The 19,490-nt window shown below is 56.1% G+C and carries 15 protein-coding genes; 6 read left to right on the top strand and 9 right to left on the bottom strand.

The genetic code is table 11. The annotated features are described in order from the left end of the window. Positions 1–11: 11 nt before the first annotated feature. The 3 genes from ylqF to htpX all read left to right on the top strand — a co-directional run bounded on the left by ylqF (position 12) and on the right by htpX (position 3,322). Entirely contained in the window at positions 12–968 is a 957-nt protein-coding gene (ylqF, locus tag K7H09_RS10075; protein WP_022520409.1) for a ribosome biogenesis GTPase YlqF, read from the top strand. 105 nt (positions 969–1,073) lie between these two features. Next, the gene (locus K7H09_RS10070; protein ID WP_022520410.1) at positions 1,074–2,321 is read left to right on the top strand and encodes a pyridoxal phosphate-dependent aminotransferase; all 1,248 of its coding nucleotides are present in this window, start codon (positions 1,074–1,076) and stop codon (positions 2,319–2,321) included. A gap of 95 nt (positions 2,322–2,416) precedes the next feature. Further along, positions 2,417–3,322: a protease HtpX gene (htpX, locus tag K7H09_RS10065; RefSeq protein WP_022520411.1), complete on the top strand. Its 906-nt coding sequence runs from the start codon at positions 2,417–2,419 to the stop codon at positions 3,320–3,322. A gap of 71 nt (positions 3,323–3,393) precedes the next feature. Here the strand turns inward: htpX and pdxB are convergent, their stop codons facing one another. Beyond that, entirely contained in the window at positions 3,394–4,557 is a 1,164-nt protein-coding gene (pdxB, locus tag K7H09_RS10060; RefSeq protein ID WP_230804563.1) for a 4-phosphoerythronate dehydrogenase PdxB, read from the bottom strand. An 84-nt stretch (positions 4,558–4,641) separates the two neighbouring features. Here pdxB and K7H09_RS10055 point away from each other — a divergent pair, with 84 nt between their 5' ends. Continuing rightward, a complete protein-coding gene (locus K7H09_RS10055) occupies positions 4,642–4,923 on the top strand; it encodes a hypothetical protein (RefSeq protein WP_022520413.1) in 282 nt (93 codons plus the stop codon). 41 nt (positions 4,924–4,964) lie between these two features. Here K7H09_RS10055 and K7H09_RS10050 read toward each other — a convergent pair whose 3' ends face one another. Further along, positions 4,965–5,300, bottom strand: a complete 336-nt coding sequence (locus tag K7H09_RS10050; RefSeq protein WP_022520414.1) for a glutaredoxin family protein — start codon at positions 5,298–5,300, stop codon at positions 4,965–4,967. 12 nt (positions 5,301–5,312) lie between these two features. Continuing rightward, positions 5,313–7,550 (bottom strand): bifunctional 23S rRNA (guanine(2069)-N(7))-methyltransferase RlmK/23S rRNA (guanine(2445)-N(2))-methyltransferase RlmL, encoded by a 2,238-nt coding sequence (gene rlmKL / locus K7H09_RS10045; RefSeq protein ID WP_230804562.1) that lies wholly within the window; start codon positions 7,548–7,550, stop codon positions 5,313–5,315. Positions 7,551–7,901: 351 nt separating this feature from the next. Here rlmKL and rmf point away from each other — a divergent pair, with 351 nt between their 5' ends. Next, the gene (rmf, locus tag K7H09_RS10040) at positions 7,902–8,111 is read left to right on the top strand and encodes a ribosome modulation factor (RefSeq protein ID WP_007111057.1); all 210 of its coding nucleotides are present in this window, start codon (positions 7,902–7,904) and stop codon (positions 8,109–8,111) included. A gap of 124 nt (positions 8,112–8,235) precedes the next feature. On the opposite strand, the gene K7H09_RS10035 is transcribed toward rmf, so the two are convergent. From K7H09_RS10035 to K7H09_RS10015, 5 genes are all read right to left on the bottom strand, one after another. Then, a complete protein-coding gene (locus K7H09_RS10035; RefSeq protein ID WP_230804558.1) occupies positions 8,236–9,252 on the bottom strand; it encodes a quinone-dependent dihydroorotate dehydrogenase in 1,017 nt (338 codons plus the stop codon). Between the two features lie 107 nt (positions 9,253–9,359). After that, on the bottom strand, positions 9,360–14,183 hold the full coding sequence (locus tag K7H09_RS10030) for an NAD-glutamate dehydrogenase (protein ID WP_230804557.1): 4,824 nt from the start codon (positions 14,181–14,183) through the stop codon (positions 9,360–9,362). Positions 14,184–14,341: 158 nt separating this feature from the next. After that, complete coding sequence (gene trmA, locus K7H09_RS10025; RefSeq protein WP_027959675.1) at positions 14,342–15,466, bottom strand: tRNA (uridine(54)-C5)-methyltransferase TrmA; 1,125 nt, start codon at positions 15,464–15,466, stop codon at positions 14,342–14,344. A gap of 46 nt (positions 15,467–15,512) precedes the next feature. Next, positions 15,513–16,364: a glutamate racemase gene (locus K7H09_RS10020; RefSeq protein WP_041157881.1), complete on the bottom strand. Its 852-nt coding sequence runs from the start codon at positions 16,362–16,364 to the stop codon at positions 15,513–15,515. 86 nt (positions 16,365–16,450) lie between these two features. Continuing rightward, positions 16,451–16,996 carry a hemerythrin domain-containing protein gene (locus K7H09_RS10015; RefSeq protein ID WP_009288045.1) on the bottom strand — a complete coding sequence of 182 codons (546 nt, stop codon included), beginning with the start codon at positions 16,994–16,996 and terminating at the stop codon, positions 16,451–16,453. 297 nt (positions 16,997–17,293) lie between these two features. On the opposite strand from K7H09_RS10015, the gene K7H09_RS10010 reads away from it, so the two are divergent. Next, positions 17,294–18,628 carry a replication-associated recombination protein A gene (locus K7H09_RS10010; RefSeq protein ID WP_027959677.1) on the top strand — a complete coding sequence of 445 codons (1,335 nt, stop codon included), beginning with the start codon at positions 17,294–17,296 and terminating at the stop codon, positions 18,626–18,628. A gap of 98 nt (positions 18,629–18,726) precedes the next feature. Here the strand turns inward: K7H09_RS10010 and lolA are convergent, their stop codons facing one another. Continuing rightward, entirely contained in the window at positions 18,727–19,392 is a 666-nt protein-coding gene (gene lolA, locus K7H09_RS10005; protein WP_009288044.1) for an outer membrane lipoprotein chaperone LolA, read from the bottom strand. Positions 19,393–19,490 lie beyond the last annotated feature (98 nt).

Below are 19,490 nucleotides of genomic sequence, written 5' to 3'. Positions count from 1 at the left end.
AGGAGAAACCCATGCTCGGCTGGTTCCCCGGACATATGAACAAGGCCCGCCGCCAGATTAAGGAGGTGCTGCCTGAAATTGACGTAGTCATCGAGGTACTCGATGCGCGTCTGCCCTACTCCAGCGCCAACCCAATGCTGGCCGAGCTAACCCGCCATAAGCCGGTGCTGAAAATTCTCTCCCGGGCAGATCTCGCTGACCCGGAGCGAACGGCCGAATGGGTGGCTTATTTCGATGCCCAAGAGAATATGCGTGCCTTGGCAGTCACGACGACCAACACCCGCGAGCTAAAGAAAATTCCCAAGCTGTGCCATGAGCTGGCCGGTGCCGTTCGTGCTGACCGGGATGTGCGCGTGATGGTGATGGGTATTCCCAACGTGGGAAAATCCACGCTGATTAACGGCCTGGCCGGGCGAAAAATCGCTAAAACCGGCAATGAGCCAGCAGTCACCAAGCGCCAGCAAAAGGTGCGTATCGATGGGCGTGTGGCACTCACCGACACCCCGGGAGTGCTGTGGCCGAAGATTGAGGACCAGGCCAGCGCCTATCGGCTTGCCGCCACCGGCGCCATTCGCGATACCGCTATCGAGTACGCCGATGTAGCCATTGTTACCAGCGCAGAGCTGGCCAAACGCTACCCCGAAGCGCTCACCGAGCGTTATAAGCTCAAAGAGCTGCCCTCTTACACCGCGCCGGATATCCCCCATGACATTGATGCGGATGGCCCGAAAAAGCCCGACTTTCTCGCTATTGCTGGCTTCGACGGTAACGCCATCTTAAAAGATATCGCTGCCCGCCGAGGCGGCCTGCGTCCCGGCGGCGCCGTTGATCTGCACCGCGGCGCGGAAGTGCTGCTTCACGAACTGCGTGATGGCAAGCTGGGCAGGCTAACGCTTGAAACCCCGGCAGACATTCCTCCGCCGCCCGTGCAAAACGACGAAGACAATCAAGCACTTTCCGACGCATAATGGCCTAATAGCTCTATAGCCGACGATGGCTTGTGGACGCTGTTTTTAGTCACTCATGCTTTTTGGACACTTTTGGGCCTCTAGCTACTTTTGGACAGACACCTCATGGATACCCCGCAGTCGCACGAATCACAACCGTTAAAGAAATCTCATAAGCTGCACAATGTCTGCTACGACATTCGCGGCCCGGTACTCGACCACGCCAAGCGCTTGGAAGAGGAAGGTCAACGAATTCTCAAGCTAAACATTGGCAACCCTGCGCCCTTTGGTTTTGAGGCGCCGGAAGAGATTCTCCAGGATGTGATGCGCAACCTGCCCACGGCCCAGGGCTACTGCGACTCCAAAGGCCTCTACTCTGCCCGTAAAGCGATTATGCAGGAGTGCCAGCGCAAACAGATTCCCGGCGTAGGTATCGAAGATATCTTCATCGGCAACGGCGTCTCTGAGCTGATCGTGATGACCATGCAGGCGCTGCTCAACGACGGCGATGAAGTACTCATTCCCGCGCCGGACTACCCGCTCTGGACCGCCGCCGCCCACCTTTCCGGTGGTCACGCGGTGCACTACCTATGCGACGAGCAGGCGGACTGGACGCCTGACACAGCGGATATTCGCGCCAAGATCACCAGCCACACACGTGCCATTGTGCTGATCAACCCCAACAACCCCACCGGCGCGGTGTATCCACCCGCCGTGGTGAAAGAGGTATTGGCGATCGCCAAACAGCACAACCTGGTGGTGTTCTCAGACGAAATCTACGACAAGATCCTTTATGACGGCGTCGAACATACTGCCACGGGCGCACTAGCGGACGATGACCAACTGGTCATCACCATGAACGGTCTCTCCAAAAGCTATCGCTGTGCAGGCTTTCGCTCGGGCTGGATGACTATCTCCGGCACCTTGGCCAAGCTAAACGCTCAGGACTATATCCAGGGGCTGAATATGCTGGCCTCTATGCGACTGTGTGCCAACGTACCCGCCCAGCACGCGATTCAAACCGCGCTGGGGGGCTACCAGTCGATCAATGATTTAATCCTGCCCGGCGGGCGGCTGTTGGCCCAGCGAGACATCACGGTGGAGAAACTGAACGCAATCCCCGGCGTCTCCTGCGTAAAACCTAAAGGCGCGCTGTACGCCTTTCCACGGCTCGACCCCAAGGTCTTCAATATCAAAGACGACCAGCAGATGGTGCTGGATCTGCTGCTACAGGAAAAAATCTTACTGGTACAAGGCACGGCCTTTAACTGGCCAGAGCCGGATCATGTGCGCATCGTCACGCTGCCCTGGGCCGACCAATTAGGCGATGCACTCGACCGTTTTGCCAACTTCTTGTCACGCTATCGGCAGTAGCTTTTGTAGCCATGACTTGAAACTGCCATGAACAGCACGTATCTAAGCCATTAATCTAGTAATGCTTCGATGAACTTTAGGGGAGAACCTGCACCATGATGCGAATTCTGCTGTTTTTAGGCACCAATATAGCGGTCTTGCTGGTCGCCAGCATTACCCTGCGCCTGCTAGGCGTAGAGGGTTACCTGCGCGGCCAGGGCATCAACTTCACCAGCCTGCTGATTTTCTGCTTTATTTTCGGTATGGCGGGCTCCATTATCTCGCTGTTTATCTCCAAATGGATGGCTAAACGCAGCACCGGCACGGTGATTATCGAAACGCCCTCCAACTCTACCGAACAGTGGCTGTTGGACACAGTGGCTGAGCTCTCCCGCGAGGCGGGTATCAAAACCCCGGAAGTGGGTATTTTCCCGGCTCAGCAGTCAAACGCCTTTGCCACGGGTTGGAACAAAGACGATGCGCTGGTAGCCGTCTCGGCAGGCTTAATGAATCGCATGCGTCCAGAAGAGGTGCGTGCAGTACTGGCTCACGAAATTGGTCACGTCGCTAACGGTGATATGGTAACGCTGGCGCTGATTCAGGGCGTGGTGAACACCTTTGTGATGTTCTTTGCCCGGGTCGTGGCGCATCTAGTCGATAACTTCCTGCGCAGCCGCAGCGATGGCGAAGGCGGCCTGGGCTTTATGGGCTACTTTGCGGTGGTCATGGTCGCTGAAATTGTGTTTGGTATTCTGGCCTCGGCTATCGTCGCCTGGTTCTCGCGCTACCGCGAATACCGCGCCGACGAAGCCGGTGCGCGCTTAGCGGGCACCAACGCGATGGTCAGCGCCCTGGCACGCTTGAAAACCGAAACCGAACTGCCCGACCAAATGCCGGATACGCTGCGTGCCATGGCGATCACCAAAGGCCAAACACGCTCGCTGGTGGAAAAGCTATTTGCCAGCCACCCGCCGCTGGATGAGCGCATCCGGGCATTAAAAGAAGCCGCTTATCGTCAGTAAGTTTTCTCTGCTGTTTATACATTTAAGGCCCGCATCTGCGGGCCTTACTGTTTTTCACTACTTTTTTTTCACTACTTAGCTAGCGTTACTACAAACCCTGCCCCACGCAGCATGCCCTCTAGCGCTACCGCCTCCCCTGATAACTGCACATTGAGCGTGGCGAATTCACGCCGCAGCGGGTAGTTGGCGCGGCAGTCATCAAAGCCTTTACGCACTCCATAATTCAGCGTTTGGCGCTGGAGAGCATCGTGATCACGACGCACGTCATATACCGCTCTCATACAGAGCCGCAGGGCGTCTTCCGGGGGAAGTGCGTGCTGCAGATGCAGGGACGCCAGCGCAGGCGGCGGGCAAATATCAGCAAACGTGAGATCGCTTGACTGGCCGCAGTAGCGGGCTAGCGCCTGCTCAATCATCCAGGTACCGCGCAGCTTGCCATCTAGGCTATGCCCGGCAATATGCGGCGTTGCCAGAGAGACCAAATCACGCAAGCCAGCGTCAATATCGGGCTCTTCCTCCCACACATCCAGTATGGCACTGATATCGCCCTTGCCCGCAAGACGACTACGCAGCGCTAAACCATCCACACAGTCCCCACGCCCCGCATTCAGCACTACGCTACCTGGCGCCAGCTCATCGATACGCTGGGCGTTGAGTAGCTGATAAGTCGCGTGCGGGCCTTCACGGGTTAGTGGTGTATGCAGGCAGAGCACGTCACAGCGCTCGATCAGGGCGCCCAAGGAGTGAAAGCCTTGCTCAGGCTCCTCTTCTGCCCTCTCTACAGCTGCCTTGGGCGGGTCACAGGCCAGCGTTGCCACGCCCATGGCGGTTAGCCGCGCCTGCAGCCGGCTGCCGACATTGCCCGCCCCCACAATACCCACGGTACGCTCGCTAAGTACCCAGCCATCGCGTTCCGCCAGCGTTAGCAGGCCGCTTAGTACGTAATCAACCACCGCTTCAGCGTTGCAGCCTGGCGCACTGGCGAAGGCAATATCGCGCTGAGCGAGCGCTGCCTGATCGATATGATCGGTGCCGATGGTGCAAGTACCAACAAAGCGCACGGGGCTATCGGCAAGCAACTGATCGTTGACCTGGGTAATGGAGCGGACGATGAGCGCATCGGCGTCCTGCAGGTGGGCGGCGTTTATCTCCCGCCCTGGCACGCGGATGAGCTTACCGAAATGGCCGAAACAACGTTCGGCAGCGGGGATATTGGCGTCGACGACAAGTTTCATAGGCGTTTGGGTATCCGGGCTTTACAATATGCCCGCGACGGCTTGATGGGCAGGCGTGTTTAAAGGGTATTTAAGGAGAGTGTTGTGATCGTACGCTGGGAAACCAACCATGACTATGTGTTGGTTCATATTCACCAGGATATGTTTGGTGACTGGATTTTCAGCCGCGCCTGGGGCCAAATCGGCACTCAGTTTGGCGGTCTGAAACATCAGCTAGCCGATACGCTGGATCAAGCCCATATGTGGCTGGAGGACGAGACCACTATCCAGTCCTCACGAGGCTTTCGCAAGGTGCTGGAAGTGGCCGACCATACCCCCGAAGGCCAAGAAGCCATGCGTCAACTATCGCTACTGGACGTGATGTAAACCACTCGAACCCAGCCATGCACTTGTTAACCATGCACTTGTTAACCTAAGAAACGCCGCCCATGACGCTTATGGGCGCCTTTAGGCGGCGTAGTGTCTGGCGGTACTGTGAACCCCGCCAGCGCGTCTTCATCCAGCCAGCCGCGCTCGCGCAACCATGCACTTAATCGCTCCAGCTCAAAGCCACGATCCAGCTCATTGCCGTCACCATCCACCAGCACCGGTATCCGCAGGCCGTAGCGCTCAACCAGGGCGTCGTCGTCGCTAATCTCGATGTGGTGCAGCCACACCTTTTGATTCGCTAGTGCCGCCACCAAAGCCTCTAACTGGCTGCATAGGTGGCAGCCCATCGTTGTGTAAAGCGATAGCTGAATCATGCAAAAGCTCTCTTATGACGCCTTATGACGAAGTAAAAACACGTGGTGCAGGTTGGTGCGCCGCTGGAAATCGGGGTCGAAGCTACGCCCGGTGATATCCTCAACAGCGTAATGCTCGCTAAGCGCTTCATCGAGTTTAAAGCGCCGCTGGTTATTAGAAAACACCAAGGTTCCACCGGGTGCCAAGCGCGCCATGGCGAGCTCCACAAGCCGCGGATGATCACGCTGCACGTCGAGGGTATCGCGCATTTTCTTCGAGTTAGAGAACGTCGGCGGATCCATAAAGATCAGGTCAAACTCAGCATTGGCGGTTTCCAGCCAGCGGAAACAGTCGTCGCGCACCACTCGGTGCAGTCGTGTATCGAGCTTATTCAGCGCAAAGTTGTCCTTGGCCCACTCCAGGTAGGTGTTGGACATATCCACGCTCACACTGTCGCTGGCGCCGCCTAAGGCGGCCTGCACCGTTGCTGTGGCGGTGTAACAGAACAGGTTTAAAAAGCGCTTGCCGCTGGCCATTTCGCCCAGCATCCGACGTACCGGGCGGTGGTCAAGGAATAACCCGGTATCCAGGTAGTCGCGCAGATTGATCCAGAGCCGTGCCTTGCCCTCTTGCACCTCAAAACGCTCGCCACTAGCGGCACGCTTCTGATACTGGGCGCTGCCGGTTTGGCGCTCGCGGCGCTTGATATAGATTTTACTGGCGTCAACGTTAAGCGCCTCGGGCATGACTTCCAAGGCATCGTACAAACGCTTCTGCGCTTGAGCCGGATTGATCGAACTGGGCGCCGCGTACTCTTGCACGTGCACGCGGTCACCGTAGCGATCTACCGCTAGTGCATACTCGGGCATATCGGCATCATACACACGATAGCTGGTCTCACCACTCTGCTTCAGCCATTTCTTCAAGCGCTTCTGATTTTTGATCAGCCGATTGGCAAACATCTGGGCATTGTCTTGGTTTTTGTGAACAGCTTGCTCTTCGCTAGCCTCTTCATTAGGTGCCGCTACTGCACTGTTCTCGTTCTGAACGGGCTTTGTATCGCTCGCGGCAGGCGGATGCTCGGCGCCACCAATCTCCATAAGCAGTAGCTTGGCCTCCAGGGCCCCGTTTTTGAGTGCGTACTGTTTGTGCGCACGCATACCCAGCCGATGGCCTAAATCCGGGTTGCCAGTAAACACCGCCAGGGTCCAGCCGGGAAACAGCGCTTTGGCTTTATCACCTAGCTGGGCGTAGAGACGCACCAGTTCGGGCAGCTCGCCCAGCCGCTCGCCGTAAGGGGGATTGGTGATCAGCAGGCCGCTCTCAGCAGTCAGTGTTTCGGGACGCGTTAACTGGGCAAGGCTCTGCCCATGCAGGGTAATCAAGGCTGGGATGCCTGCCCGCATAGCATTGGACTTCGCCGCCGTAAGCGCCGCGGGACTCTGGTCGAAACCTAATAGCTGGGCTTTGCAGCGCTTGCGACCAATCGACGCGCGCGCTTCGGCTTCACGCTTCTGTTCCCGCCACGCTTCGTCATCGTGCCCTGCCCAGCCGTGAAAGCCGAACCGCTCGCGGTTCAGGTTAGGTGCTTGATCAGCGGCCATCATGGCGGCTTCGATCAGTAACGTGCCTGCACCACAAAGCGGATCAATCAGCGGTTCACCGACTTTGAGGCGCTCAGGCCAGCCTGCGCGCACCAGCAGCGCGGCGGCCAAATTCTCTTTCAGCGGCGCATGACCCACATCCCGGCGATAACCGCGACGGTGCAGGCTTTCACCAGAGAGATCCAACCCAATAGTCAGGTTCATCCGGTGGAGGTGGGCGTATATGCGCAAATGCGGGGTTTTAGTATCAACGTTGGGACGTTCCTGCCCTGCCAGTTGAAGGGCATCAACTACGCCGTCCTTAACGGTCTGGGCACCAAAGCGGGTGTGGCGAATATGATCGCTGCGGCCGTGGAAATCGACCGCCAAGGTGTTACCCGGCGCCAGGTGCTGCGTCCAGGCAATACGGGCAACCACATCGCGCACTTGCTCAGCGGTATCGATCATCGATTCGCGTACCAGGGTCAAAATGACCCGGTTAGCTAACCGAGACCACAGGCAGACACGATAAGCGATCGCTTGGCTGGCAGTGAAATAGACGCCCGCCACAGTGGTTTTACCCGGCGTGGCGCCCAATGCCACTAGTTCATCGTGAAGCAAGCCTTCAATGCCTTTCGGGCAAGTGGCTAGCAGACTCAAGGGGGCGTTTTGATTCAACTCGGTCATGATAATAACGGCGCGTAAAGGCGCAATATTCCTGTATATAACAAATGAGTTTACGTTTTATGACAAATTGGTAGTCGACAGATGACCCCATCATGGTCTAACAATAAGAGAGTAGCTACTGAAAAACGCATGCGTTTCTTGTCAGGGTCGGTTCAAGACCAGACCTATGGCGTATAAGTGTTCTTTGTAAGAGATTGCCGCTCGGCTCGTTCCGCCCGTGAGTGCCAAACAACAGGGCTGAAGCGGCGTCTCGCTCTTGAAGCAAGCTCTCGGAATAGTGGTTGTTGTTGATAACATAAGTCGATAACACCCTATTTCTTATCAAAGGCTTTCGTGAAAAGAGGTTAGCCAATGAAACGGCAAAAACGTGATCGCTTCCAGCGGGCTTATGTCCACGGCTACAAAGCGGGTGTATCGGGTCGTTCTCGTGACGACTGTCCCAGTCAAGATATCAATTTACGCGAATACTGGATGAGCGGTTGGCGTGAAGGTCGCGGCGACCAGTGGGATGGGATGACCGGCATCTCGGGCATCCACAAAAATCCCTTAGTCATGGCCTAACGTTTTATTTTTCAAGGTTTTAAAAGAAAGATTTTAAGCGAGAGGTTTTCAATGAGCCCACTTTTTCAAGTGGGCTTTTTAGTGCGCCTTTATGCCCACACTGCTTCGCTAATCATCTTTGCGCTCAACCTTTAGCTTTCAGTGCCCTCGCGCATTCACCGACCAGTTTAGGACCTTGATAGATCAACCCCGAGTAGAGTTGCACTAAATCAGCTCCCGCCGCGATTTTGGCCTGAGCAGCAGCAGCACTATCGATCCCACCGACACCTATGATAGGTAACGATGGTAGATGCTCACGCAGTTGGCGAATAACGCGATTGGATGCCTCGAAGACCGGTTTCCCAGAGAGCCCTCCAGCCTCCTCCGCTTGTGAATCACCCTCTACTCCTGCGCGGGAAACCGTCGTATTGGTGGCAATCACGCCATCAAGTGCATTGCGCTGAATACTTTCTGCCATCAAGGCTACTTCTTCAGCGCTCATATCCGGGGCTATCTTAATCAGCAATGGTACGTTGCGGCCCGTTTGTTCATTGAGCTCTGAGGCTCGTGCTCGAATCGGCCCCAACAGCGCATCCAGCTGTTCGCCGAACTGTAGGCTGCGCAGCCCAGGGGTATTCGGTGAAGAGACGTTAACGGCAATGTAATCCGCATAAGAGTGCACCGCGTCTAAGCATACCAAGTAGTCATCCAGCGCGTGTTCTACTGAAGTCGTCAGGTTTTTACCAATATTAATGCCCACAATGCCGCCGTAGTGGCGCTGTTTGACCTGCTGGGTCAGGTGCTCGACCCCCTTATTGTTAAAGCCAAAGCGGTTGATGATCGCCTCATGCTGCGCTAAGCGAAATAGCCGAGGCTTAGGATTGCCTGGCTGCGGCTTAGGCGTCACCGTGCCAACTTCGACAAACCCAAACCCCAACGCGCCAAGGGCATCCAGGTGGTCAGCATTCTTGTCCAACCCAGCGGCGAGACCCACCCGATTGGCAAACCGCAGCCCCATCAGCTCGACGGGATCACTCACCGACTGGCCAAACAGGCGTGCTACCCCACCCACCCGATGCAGTGCATCCAGAGCGCTCAAGGCCATCCCGTGAGAGGTCTCTGGGTCAACGCGAAAAAACAGTGAGCGAGCGAGGTTGTACATAGCGGATCTCTTGAAGCGGGGGCTGAAAACGGGCATCAGTATAACGCAATAAAGCGCGCTCTGGTGGAGAACCAGGGCGCGCTTTCATTAAGTGGATTAGGGTACGTCTACGCTTCGCTATCGCTCTCGGCAAGATCTACCAGCTCGCGTACCGCCACGGCGAAGAGCGCAAAGCCTCCTTCACTGCCGCCGCGCACCTCTTCAATAAGGCGGCACCAGCGGCGATGCAGATCGGCGTGCTGATCCAACCACTGCGCAACCCGCTCTTGGGTATCGCGGCTGCCGGCGTCGAGCTTCAACACGCTGGTGGTCAGTGCCAGTTGCTGACGCTCGATGTCGTCGCGGAAAGTCTCACGAGCCTGAGCCTGCCAGGCGTCGCGCACTTCCAGCTGGGTTACCTGCTGAATCATCCACGGTAGCTCCAGGCGGCTGCCAATTTCGTACAGCACTTCCGCCACCCGCTGGGGTTTTTCATTGGTCAGGCGCGCCGCCTGGATAATACCTAGCCCCGCATAAAGGCTTGATGACGCCGCCACGCTGGATGCCAGTGCATCTGGCACACCCGCCTCCAACAACTCGTCACGACGCGAGTTCCAGGCGCCAAGCTCTTCACCACTGAGTAGCTCACCAATACCTTCCTGCAACTGCGCCAAGCGAGGAGCGAAGTACTCAATGGTATCTTGTGTCGAAAGCCCTAAGTGCTGACGCACAAACCAGCGCGTGGCACGACGAATCAAGCGCATCAGGTCAAGCATCATCGAGTACTGAATGCGGTTGGGCACCTGATTATCGAGGGCTTCAATTTGCGCCCATAGACTGGGCAAGTTAAAGCTATCACGGGCCACGATGTAGGCTCGCGCAATATCGGCGCGTCCCGCTCCGGTGGAGTCCATCAGGCGGCGTACAAAGACGACCCCCATATGATCGACCAAGTCGTTGGCGACCTGTGTCGCAACGATTTCACGCTTCAGACGGTGCTCGTACATTTCGTCTTTAAAGCGCTCGACCAGCACTGATGGAAACAGCCGCTCCAGGTGGCGGTGAATATATTGATCGTCCGGTACGTCAGAGGTGATCAAGTCGCCTTTCAGGGTGCTCTTGGCGTAGGAGATCAGTACCGACAGCTCCGGCAGGCGCATCCCTTGATTGTTGCTGGCCCGCTCTTTGAGCACATCATCGGTAGGCAGGAATTCCAGCTCGCGGTCAATCTGTCCGGCAGCCTCCAGCTCGCTGATAAAACGGCGGTAAGGGCCCATTGACTGGTCGGAAAGGGTGGCCGATAGATCCAGCGCCTGGCTTTGGCGATAGTTATCCAGGATCACCAGATCGCTCACCTCATCGGTCATTTCCGCCAACAGCTGATTGCGCTGTTTCTCGGTCATGTCACCGCGCTTGACCACTTCATCGATCAAAATCTTGATATTGACCTCGTGGTCGGAGCAGTTCACCCCACCGGCGTTATCGATGAAATCGGTATACACCCGCACGCCTTTGGCGGCGGCTTCCATACGTCCGCGCTGGGTCAAGCCGAGGTTACCGCCCTCGCCGACCACACGGCAATTCAAGTCATTGCCGTTGATGCGCAGGGTGTCATTGGCTTTGTCGCCCACATCGGCATCGGTTTCGTCAGAACCCTTCACATAGGTACCGATACCGCCGTTCCAGATCAAATCGACCTTGGATTTGAGCATGGCTCGGATCAGTTCATTAGGCGACAGGCGCTCTTCCTTGATACCAAATACCTGCTGCATCTCCGGTGTGATGCTAATCGACTTGGCGCTACGGCTAAAGATGCCGCCGCCGGCGGAGATCAGTTCCTGGCTGTAGTCTTCCCAGCTAGAGCGTGGCAGTGCAAACAGCCGCTTGCGCTCGGCAAAGGACGCCTCGGCGTCCGGGTTGGGGTCTACAAAGATATGCAGGTGGTTGAAGGCACCCACCAGTTGGATCTTGTCGGAAAGCAGCATGCCGTTGCCGAAGACATCGCCAGCCATATCGCCGATTCCCACCACGCTAAACAGGTCGCGCTGGGTGTCGAGATCCAGATTTTTGAAGTGGCGCTTAACTGATTCCCAGGCACCGCGAGCGGTGATGCCCATTTTCTTGTGGTCGTAGCCGTTAGCACCGCCAGAGGCAAAGGCATCACCCAGCCAGTGGCCATACTCAATGGAAATTTCGTTGGCGATATCTGAGAAGGTAGCGGTGCCTTTGTCGGCAGCTACCACGAGATAAGCGTCGTTCTCATCGTGGCGGACAACATTTTCCGGCGGCACAACATCGCCGCCCATCAGGTTATCAGTGACATCCAGCAGCGCACGGATAAAGATTTGGTAACAGGCAATGCCCTCTTTCTGGGCGACATCGCGACTGGCATTTTCCGGCATGCGTTTACAGACAAAACCGCCTTTAGCACCAACCGGTACGATAACGGCGTTCTTAACCTGCTGCGCTTTCACCAACCCCAGCACTTCGGTACGGTAATCCTCAAAGCGATCCGACCAGCGCAGGCCACCGCGGGCCACTTTGCCGCCCCGCAGGTGGACACCTTCCACCCGCGGCGAGCAGACAAAAATTTCAAACATTGGTCGCGGCTTGGGCATGCCGGTAACCTTGGAAGGCTCCAACTTATAGGCGATGTAATCTTTAAAGCGCCCACCCTCAGCCAGTTGGTAGTAGTTGGTGCGTAGGGTGGCGAGGATCAGCTCCATAAAGCGGCGCAGTAGCTGGTCATCGTTAAGGCTGGCAACTCCTTCCAAGCGCTCATTTAAGCTCGCGATGCACTCGTCGGTGGCGTGGCTCTGCTGCTCAGGATCAAAACGCAGGCGGAATAATTCAACTAACTCACGGGTAATGGCAGGATAGTTGGCCAGCGTAGCAGCGATGTAATCCTGGGACATGCCGAAGCGGATCTGTTTGAGGTAGCGGGCGTAGCCGCGCAGCATGGCCACTTCGCGCCAATCCAGCCCAGCGCCGATAATCAGGCGGTTAAACGCATCGTTATCGGCCTCGCCGGTCCAGATGCGCTTGAAGGCTTCCGTGAATACATCACGCATATCGCCCAGGCTGACATCCGCACCGCTGTGCTCAAGCTCAAAATCGTGAATCCAGTAGCGCTGTTCAGGGGCGTTAATATCGTAGGGGCGTTCACCAATTACCCGCAGGCCAAGGTTTTCCATCATCGGCAGCACGTCAGAGAGCGGAATCTGCGATTCACGGTGGAACAGTTTCAGGTTAACGCCACCACCCTGTTCTTCTAGTGGCCGATAGAGCGACAGCGAGAGGTCGTTCTCGCTATCCAGTGTCAGCAGGTGCTGAACATCAAACACCGCGGTGCGCGCAGAGAAGTCTTCACGGTAGCTGGCCGAGAACGCCTCGCGGAACCGATCCATCAGGTTGTTGGCGCGCTCTTCACCAAAGCCTTCGATCATGGCGTTCTGCAGCTCGTCACGCCAGCTGCGCGCCAGCCGTGACACTTTGCTTTCCAAACGCTTGAGGTCATAGTCGCTGGGCGCGTCGCCATTAAAGCGTAAAATCAATTGAATACGCGCCAGCACCGACTCAGATAAATAGGTATTGAAGTCGCCAAAGTGGGCGTCTAACTCGTCGCACAACACGTTTTGAATCCGCTGACGCAGATCCGTGGAGAACACGTCCCGGGGGACAAACACCAGGCAAGAGTAGAACTTGCCGCTGATATCGGCGCGGATAAACAGCCGCACCTGGCGGCGCTCGCGAATATTGAGGATGCCCAGCGCAGTGCTGGCCAGTGACTCGGTATCGATCTGAAAAAGATCATCCCGGGGGTAAACTTCCAGCACCTGGAGCAATTGCTTGCCGTTGTGACCCTGGGGATTGAATCCGGCAATATCCATCACCGCTTTTAGCTTACGGCGCAGCAGCGGGATATTGCGTGGCGATTCGTTATACACCGTAGAGGTAAACAAACCAAAGAAGCGCCGCTCACCAATTACATTGCCGTCGTCGTCGTAGCGATCAACGGTAATGTAGTCAGGGTAGGTAGGACGGTGCACCCGAGAGTGATGGGCGCTTTTGGCAAACGATAGTAGCTGCGGCACCAGCACATAATCATTGTGCTCATCCACCCCCTCTTCGGTGCGAATACGCTCGCAGTAGCGCGGCTGATCCAGGCGGAAGACGCCCAGCACGCTATCTGCGTCGCGCTTTAACTCGCTGCCTTCCAGCAGGTACTCGTCGTAGCCCAGGAAAGTAAAGTTATCTTTGAGCATCCACTCTAAAAAGGCAATCGCCTCTTCGTGGTCGTCAGGATCGATCTGCGGCGGGCAGTTTTTCTCGAGTTCTTGAATCGAGGCGGTGATTTGCGAACACATGGCGTCGAAATCGCCCACAGCGGTACGTACATCGCGAAGCACGTCATTTAGGTTGCTTTCGATTTTCTCAAGCAACGCTACGTCGGTGTGCCGGTCTACTTCGATGACAATTAGCGACTCGCGCGCTTCTGGCGCGTTTTCTGCCCTGGGCGAGGCCAGCGCCTGCAACTGATGGCGCTCATCACGGGCGACCGCCAGCACGGCGTTTTGAATGGCGTGCACCGTCAAGCCGCGGCGGTTGAGCTCGATACGCACCGAGTCGACCAAAAACGGCATATCTTCATGGAGAACGGCGACAAAAGTATGCGTCGACTGCCAGCCGTGCTCTTCAAAATCAGGGTTAAATACTCTTACCTTGGGACTTTGTGGGTCGTGATGCTGCAAAAACTGCCAGACCGACAGCGTTGCGCCATACAGATCGTCCAGGCGACGATCCACTAGGTCTTCCACCGGCACGGTGGCATAAAAGTGCCGAGCAAAAGCGTCCACAGTGGCGGCGCGAGCGGGGTCTAACCGCGCGTGTAGCCGCTCCTGGAGCTGCTTCAAAAGATCTTGCCGACTCTCTTCAATCGCAACGTAGTGCATCCATCACCTCGACTGCCTAGGCCATTAAACGGCCAAAAAACGAAGGACAATAGGCCTTTAGGCCAACATAACGACTAGCTTACGCTACCTATCGTCGCGTCCCTAATCACTTGACGTGTTGTTCATGGCACATACCGTTTACGCATTAGGTCGTATGCTTACTCGCCTGTCCGCCGCTTCAACAGCACTCCACACTCACAGTGGTCGGTAAACGGAAACTGGTCAAATAGCGCAAAGCGTTCTATCCGATGAGTGTTGGTCAGTATGGTCAAGTTTTCAGCTAACGTGGCTGGGTTGCATGAAATATAGACGATCTGAGCGTACTCGCTGAGTTGCTCACAGCTCTGCTCGTCTAAACCAGCACGGGGCGGGTCGACCAGCACGGTGGAAAAATCGTACTCTCCCAGCGCCATTTCCGCCACGCGACGCCCGGCTTTTTCGCCCTTCAGCGCCAGCGAAAACTCCTCCGCTGACATACGACCAATCTGCGCGTTCGTTACCCCATTGGCTTCCAGGTTTACGTTGGCGCTAGCCACTGACGTGCGGGAAATCTCTGTGGCCAGCACGCGGCGGAAGTTATCCGCCAGGGCAATGGTAAAATTGCCATTACCGCAATAGAGTTCGACTAGGTCTTTCTTCGCATTACTCTCCTGCTGGCCAGCGGTGACTTCTCGCGCCCAGCTAAGCATTTTCTGGCAGATATGCGCATTGGGTTGGGTAAAGCTGTTTTCGACCTGCTGGTAGTGCAGCGTGCGGCCATCCACCTCTAGCCGCTCCCATACGTGGTCTCGGGTAAGTACGATACGCTGCTTGCGGGAGCGGCCAATAATCATAATACCCAGCTCAGCCTCCAGAGCGCGGGCTTCGCGCTCCCACTCATCGCCTAACGGGCGGTGGTAAATCAGCGTTATCAGCGCCTCACCTGACAGCGTGGTTAGAAACTCTACCTGGAACAGCCGCCGACGCAGCTCATCACAGCGAAGGCAAGCTTCGCGTAGCTGCGGCATTAGCTGATTGATTCGCTCACTGGCGACTGCGTACTGATCTAACCGAATCACCCTCTTGTTCTTCGGATTCTCAGGGTCTACCTCGAACATGGCGTAGAAGAGGTCGTCCTCTTCGTGCCATATGCGAAACTCGCAGCGCTGACGGTAATAGCCTGGCGGCGATTCAAACACTTCTAATGCCGGTGGTTGAAAAGCGGCAAAGGTACTTTCCAGATAGTCGCGTTTGGCGGCTAGCTGCTCAGCGTAGCGTTCAGGTTCTACAACGGGGATAGCCAAGGCTGCTCCTTTGAATAATTCGATCAGCAATAGTAGTAAATAGTGCTCAGTCGCCCACATTAAGCAATTGGGACGCCTTAAACCCATAGCGGGCTAGACCAGCGGTCAGATTGGCAGCAGGGGCAGTGGTAAAGCAGCGGCCATCCTGCTGATCACTGTTTAGCTCAGAAACGACTTGCGAAACCCGTCGGGCTATCGCATCGCCGGAGTCGACCCAATGTAGCGGCACGGGGGCCAGCTGCATCAGCCAGGGCTTTAGCAGCGGGAAATGAGTGCAGCCCAGTACCACTGTATCTAGCTCTGGGGTATCCAGCGCTTGATGAGCAGACGATAAACAATGCGCAGACGATGGAGATGCAACGGCGTGCCATAACGGCGCCAGCGCCGCCTGCATGCGATCAATATTGGGGGTGACACCAGCCAGGTATGCTTCCGCCTCGACCACCAAGGCATCGGCGGCGACGCGAGTAATCACACAGTCGCTGGCAAAACTATCAATCAAGCGCTGGGTGTAGGGCCGCCCTACCGTGGCCTTGGTGGCTAACAGCCCAATATGGCGTGTCTGGCTAATCGCTGCGGCAGGTTTGATAGCAGGTACGGTGCCCACGACAGGGATCGCCAACTGCTCGCGCAAGTTTTCCAGCGCCAGAGTGCTCGCGGTATTGCAGGCGACAACCAAAACACTCGGCTGGCACGCTTCCACAGCGGAACGACATACCGCCACAATGCGGTCGGTCAGGGCTGCATCTTCGCGCAGCCCATAGGGCAACCAAGCATTGTCGCAGGCATAGCACAGGGCAGCATCAGGGTAGTGTTGGCGCAGCGACTGCGCCACCGACAGGCCGCCGACACCGGAATCAAAAATTAACACGGGGCCTTTCCTGACTCTGCCTATCATGGCTCTGCCTAAAAAAAACGGAGCCGCTATTTTAGCATGCTCCGTCATTTTATTGATGCCCCGTAGCGGCCACTTGTCCGCTAGCGCTATACCACAGGCACGTCAGCACCACGCAGTTCAGCATAGAGCTCGGGATAAGCGTCCTGTAGGCGCTCTAGCTCTTTCTCTGCGCCTTCGGGGAGCGCCTGACGCAGCTCGTCCATATCTTCCTCGCTAAAGTGCTCGTCAATCAGCGGGAACAGCCCCTCGCGTTCGTGACGCAAATAGGCACGATGCGCTTCCAAATAATCTTTCAGGTCGTCGGCAAAACGATCCATCGGAATGATGTTATCCATTAACACCATGTCAATGTCGTTGGAGAGGCGCTGTAAGCGCGGCTTTAACTCACGATAGTCATTCGCCATCTGTTCGGTCAGGGCAACGTGCTCTGGGGCCTGGGTTTGCAATCGCTCCACGCAGACGCGTTCCAGAGGGGCTGCAAAACCATCCATATAGGACAAAATATAGTCGACGACCTCGCGCATAAGCTGGAAGTTGGGCCGCTCACCTTGGGCAAGGGTTTTCTGCTTAAGCTGCAGCACATGGAGTAATCTCGCCATGTTGGCATGATCTAGACGCAGTTGGTTTAACATCGAACTGTCTCCTTTATTGTGTCATGCCTACCGTCGAGCCTTCGTGATTGACGGCATGCGATAATAAGCGCGAGGTAACAAACATGTTGTGTCGCTAAAACATATCGTAACCTGAGCGTGTCGTAACTAACGGGGGTTATCAACAACAGTTATCATAAACAATGCCCCTCTCAAGCTATCCTCGCAAGTGTATCTTTCTGATAGGTTACGTCTAAGGTAGTTCTCTAAGACGCAGTTTACCACCTATACTTGTTGGCAATTTGTTGCTCAACGTACTGATTTATAACGGAAGCTTACATGGATCTTTTTGATAGCGCTCAGGCGACACCGGCTGACGATGCTCCGTTAGCCTTTCGTATGCGGCCACGCCAACTGGACGATTACGTGGGCCAGCAAGCGCTGGTGGGGCCAGATAAACCCCTACGTCGCATGGCGGAGTCAGGCATTGTGCGCTCAATGATTTTATGGGGGCCGCCAGGGGTTGGCAAAACCACGCTGGCAGAGCTGTTGGCCCGAGCCTCCCAGGCCCATCTGGAGCACCTCAGCGCGGTGATGGCCGGAGTAAAAGAGATTCGCGCTGTGGTGGAGCGGGCCCAACAGATGTCCTCCACGGTTATCCTCTTTTTAGATGAGATTCATCGCCTCAACAAGAGCCAGCAGGACGCATTATTGCCCCACGTGGAGTCGGGCCTGTTAACGTTGATTGGTGCCACCACCGAAAACCCCTCCTTCGAAGTCAACTCGGCGTTGCTATCCCGTGCGCGGGTATATGTGCTGAAATCGCTTACCCATGAGGAACTGATCACGGTGATGCGCCAGGCACTCAGCGACGTAGAGCGAGGGCTGGGCAAGCGTGACATTCAGGTTGATGACGAAGTATTAACTGCTCTGGCCCACGCTAGCGCTGGCGACGCACGACGGGCGCTGGGATTACTGGAAACCGCTTGCGATTTCGCTACTCAGGAAGCAAACGGCGAAGTACTGCATAAAGAGGTACTCGCCGATGTGATCGGCCATCAGGCCAGCGCCTTCGATAAGCAGGGGGACGCTTATTATGATCTACTTTCGGCCATTCATAAGTCGATACGCTCTTCACGCCCTAACGCGGCATTGCTGTATATGGCCCGCTTTATGCAGGGCGGCGGTGACCCGTTGGACGTAGTGCGCAGACTGACCGCGATTGCCTCAGAAGACGTCGGCAATGCTGACCCTCGCGCGCTACCGCTGGTGATTGCCGCCTGGGATGCTTATTTACGCCTGGGCGATTACGAAGGCCAGCGGGCAATTGCCCACGCGGCAATTCATTTAGCAGTGGCGCCCAAGAGTAACCGCATTGACCGCGCCTGGAGTGAAGCCAAGCAGTACGTACGCCAGCAGCCCCAGGTTGAGGTACCGACGTACCTGCGCAACGCGCCCACTAAGCTGATGGAGCAGTTGGGTCATGGCGAAGGCTATCGCTATGCGCATAACGAACCAGACGGCTACCCGGCGGGAAGCGCCCACGACTGCTGGCCTGAAGAGCTGCCTAAAGCCACCTTCTTCAAGCCAAGTGCCTTTGGTCAGGAGAAGCGCTTTGGGGAAATCATGGCATGGCGGGAAAATCTTGACCAGGAAGCAGATCAGGCGCCCTAAGGCGCCTGATGGTTAAACCAGTGGCAGGTTATTGATTAACCGCCACCCTCCAGCAACTCTTTACCAACTCCTCACCATTCACTCCTCACTCCCAACCCTTAAAGCTCTTCACGAATAACATCGGTGCCTTCGGGAATTTCGAAATCAAACATGTCCTCAGCAATCTCGCCATTGAGGGTAATATTGCTAAAGGTGATGGCGGTGCGCTGGCCGGTACTGTCCATCATCCACAGCTCGGTTAGCGTATCGGCATCGAACACCATGCTTAGCTCTTCGAACAGCGTATCGGCCGAGATAGGCACTAGGGTAAAGACATCTTCTCCCCCGTCCTGCTCGTAGAACACCTCATAGCTTTCGGTTAAATCGTCCACGCTTCCCGACAGCAGTAACGCAGGGGTATGGGTTACTCGATCGTCCATCTCTTGAACGGTGACTTGTTCAAGGTCGGGATCGTACATATACACATCATCGCCGTCAGAGACCACGGTTTGAGAGTAAGGCGCTTCCACTTCCCAACGCAGCATACCGGGGCGAGACAGCCACATCTCACCACGCGCGCTTTGGAGGCGTTCCCCGCTGCCATCAAGAATTTGCTGCTCAAAATCCGCTTGATAACGCTCAAGCGGATCCAGCCGTTCAGTCAAACGCTCGGCAGCATCGTCTGCCCAAGCGGGAGCACCAAAGGTTAAACCCAAGGCACTTGCCGCAAATGCCAGTGGCGAAGCGCCCATTGCTGAAGTGCGTTTTGTTTGCGTATCGCGCATATAATCTCCCTAGGCAACCGTTGCCCGGTAACTGTTGCTCAAAACTGTTGCTTAAAAATCAAGCAGTGAGGTCGGCTTAACCGGCCATGGCTAACTCA

It is taken from the genome of Halomonas sp. IOP_14 (assembly GCF_021021315.1).
GTDB classification, from domain to species: Bacteria; Pseudomonadota; Gammaproteobacteria; order Pseudomonadales; family Halomonadaceae; genus Vreelandella; species Vreelandella titanicae.
Note: the sequence above shows the minus strand (reverse complement) of the source record. Positions and strands in the feature narration are given on the sequence as shown.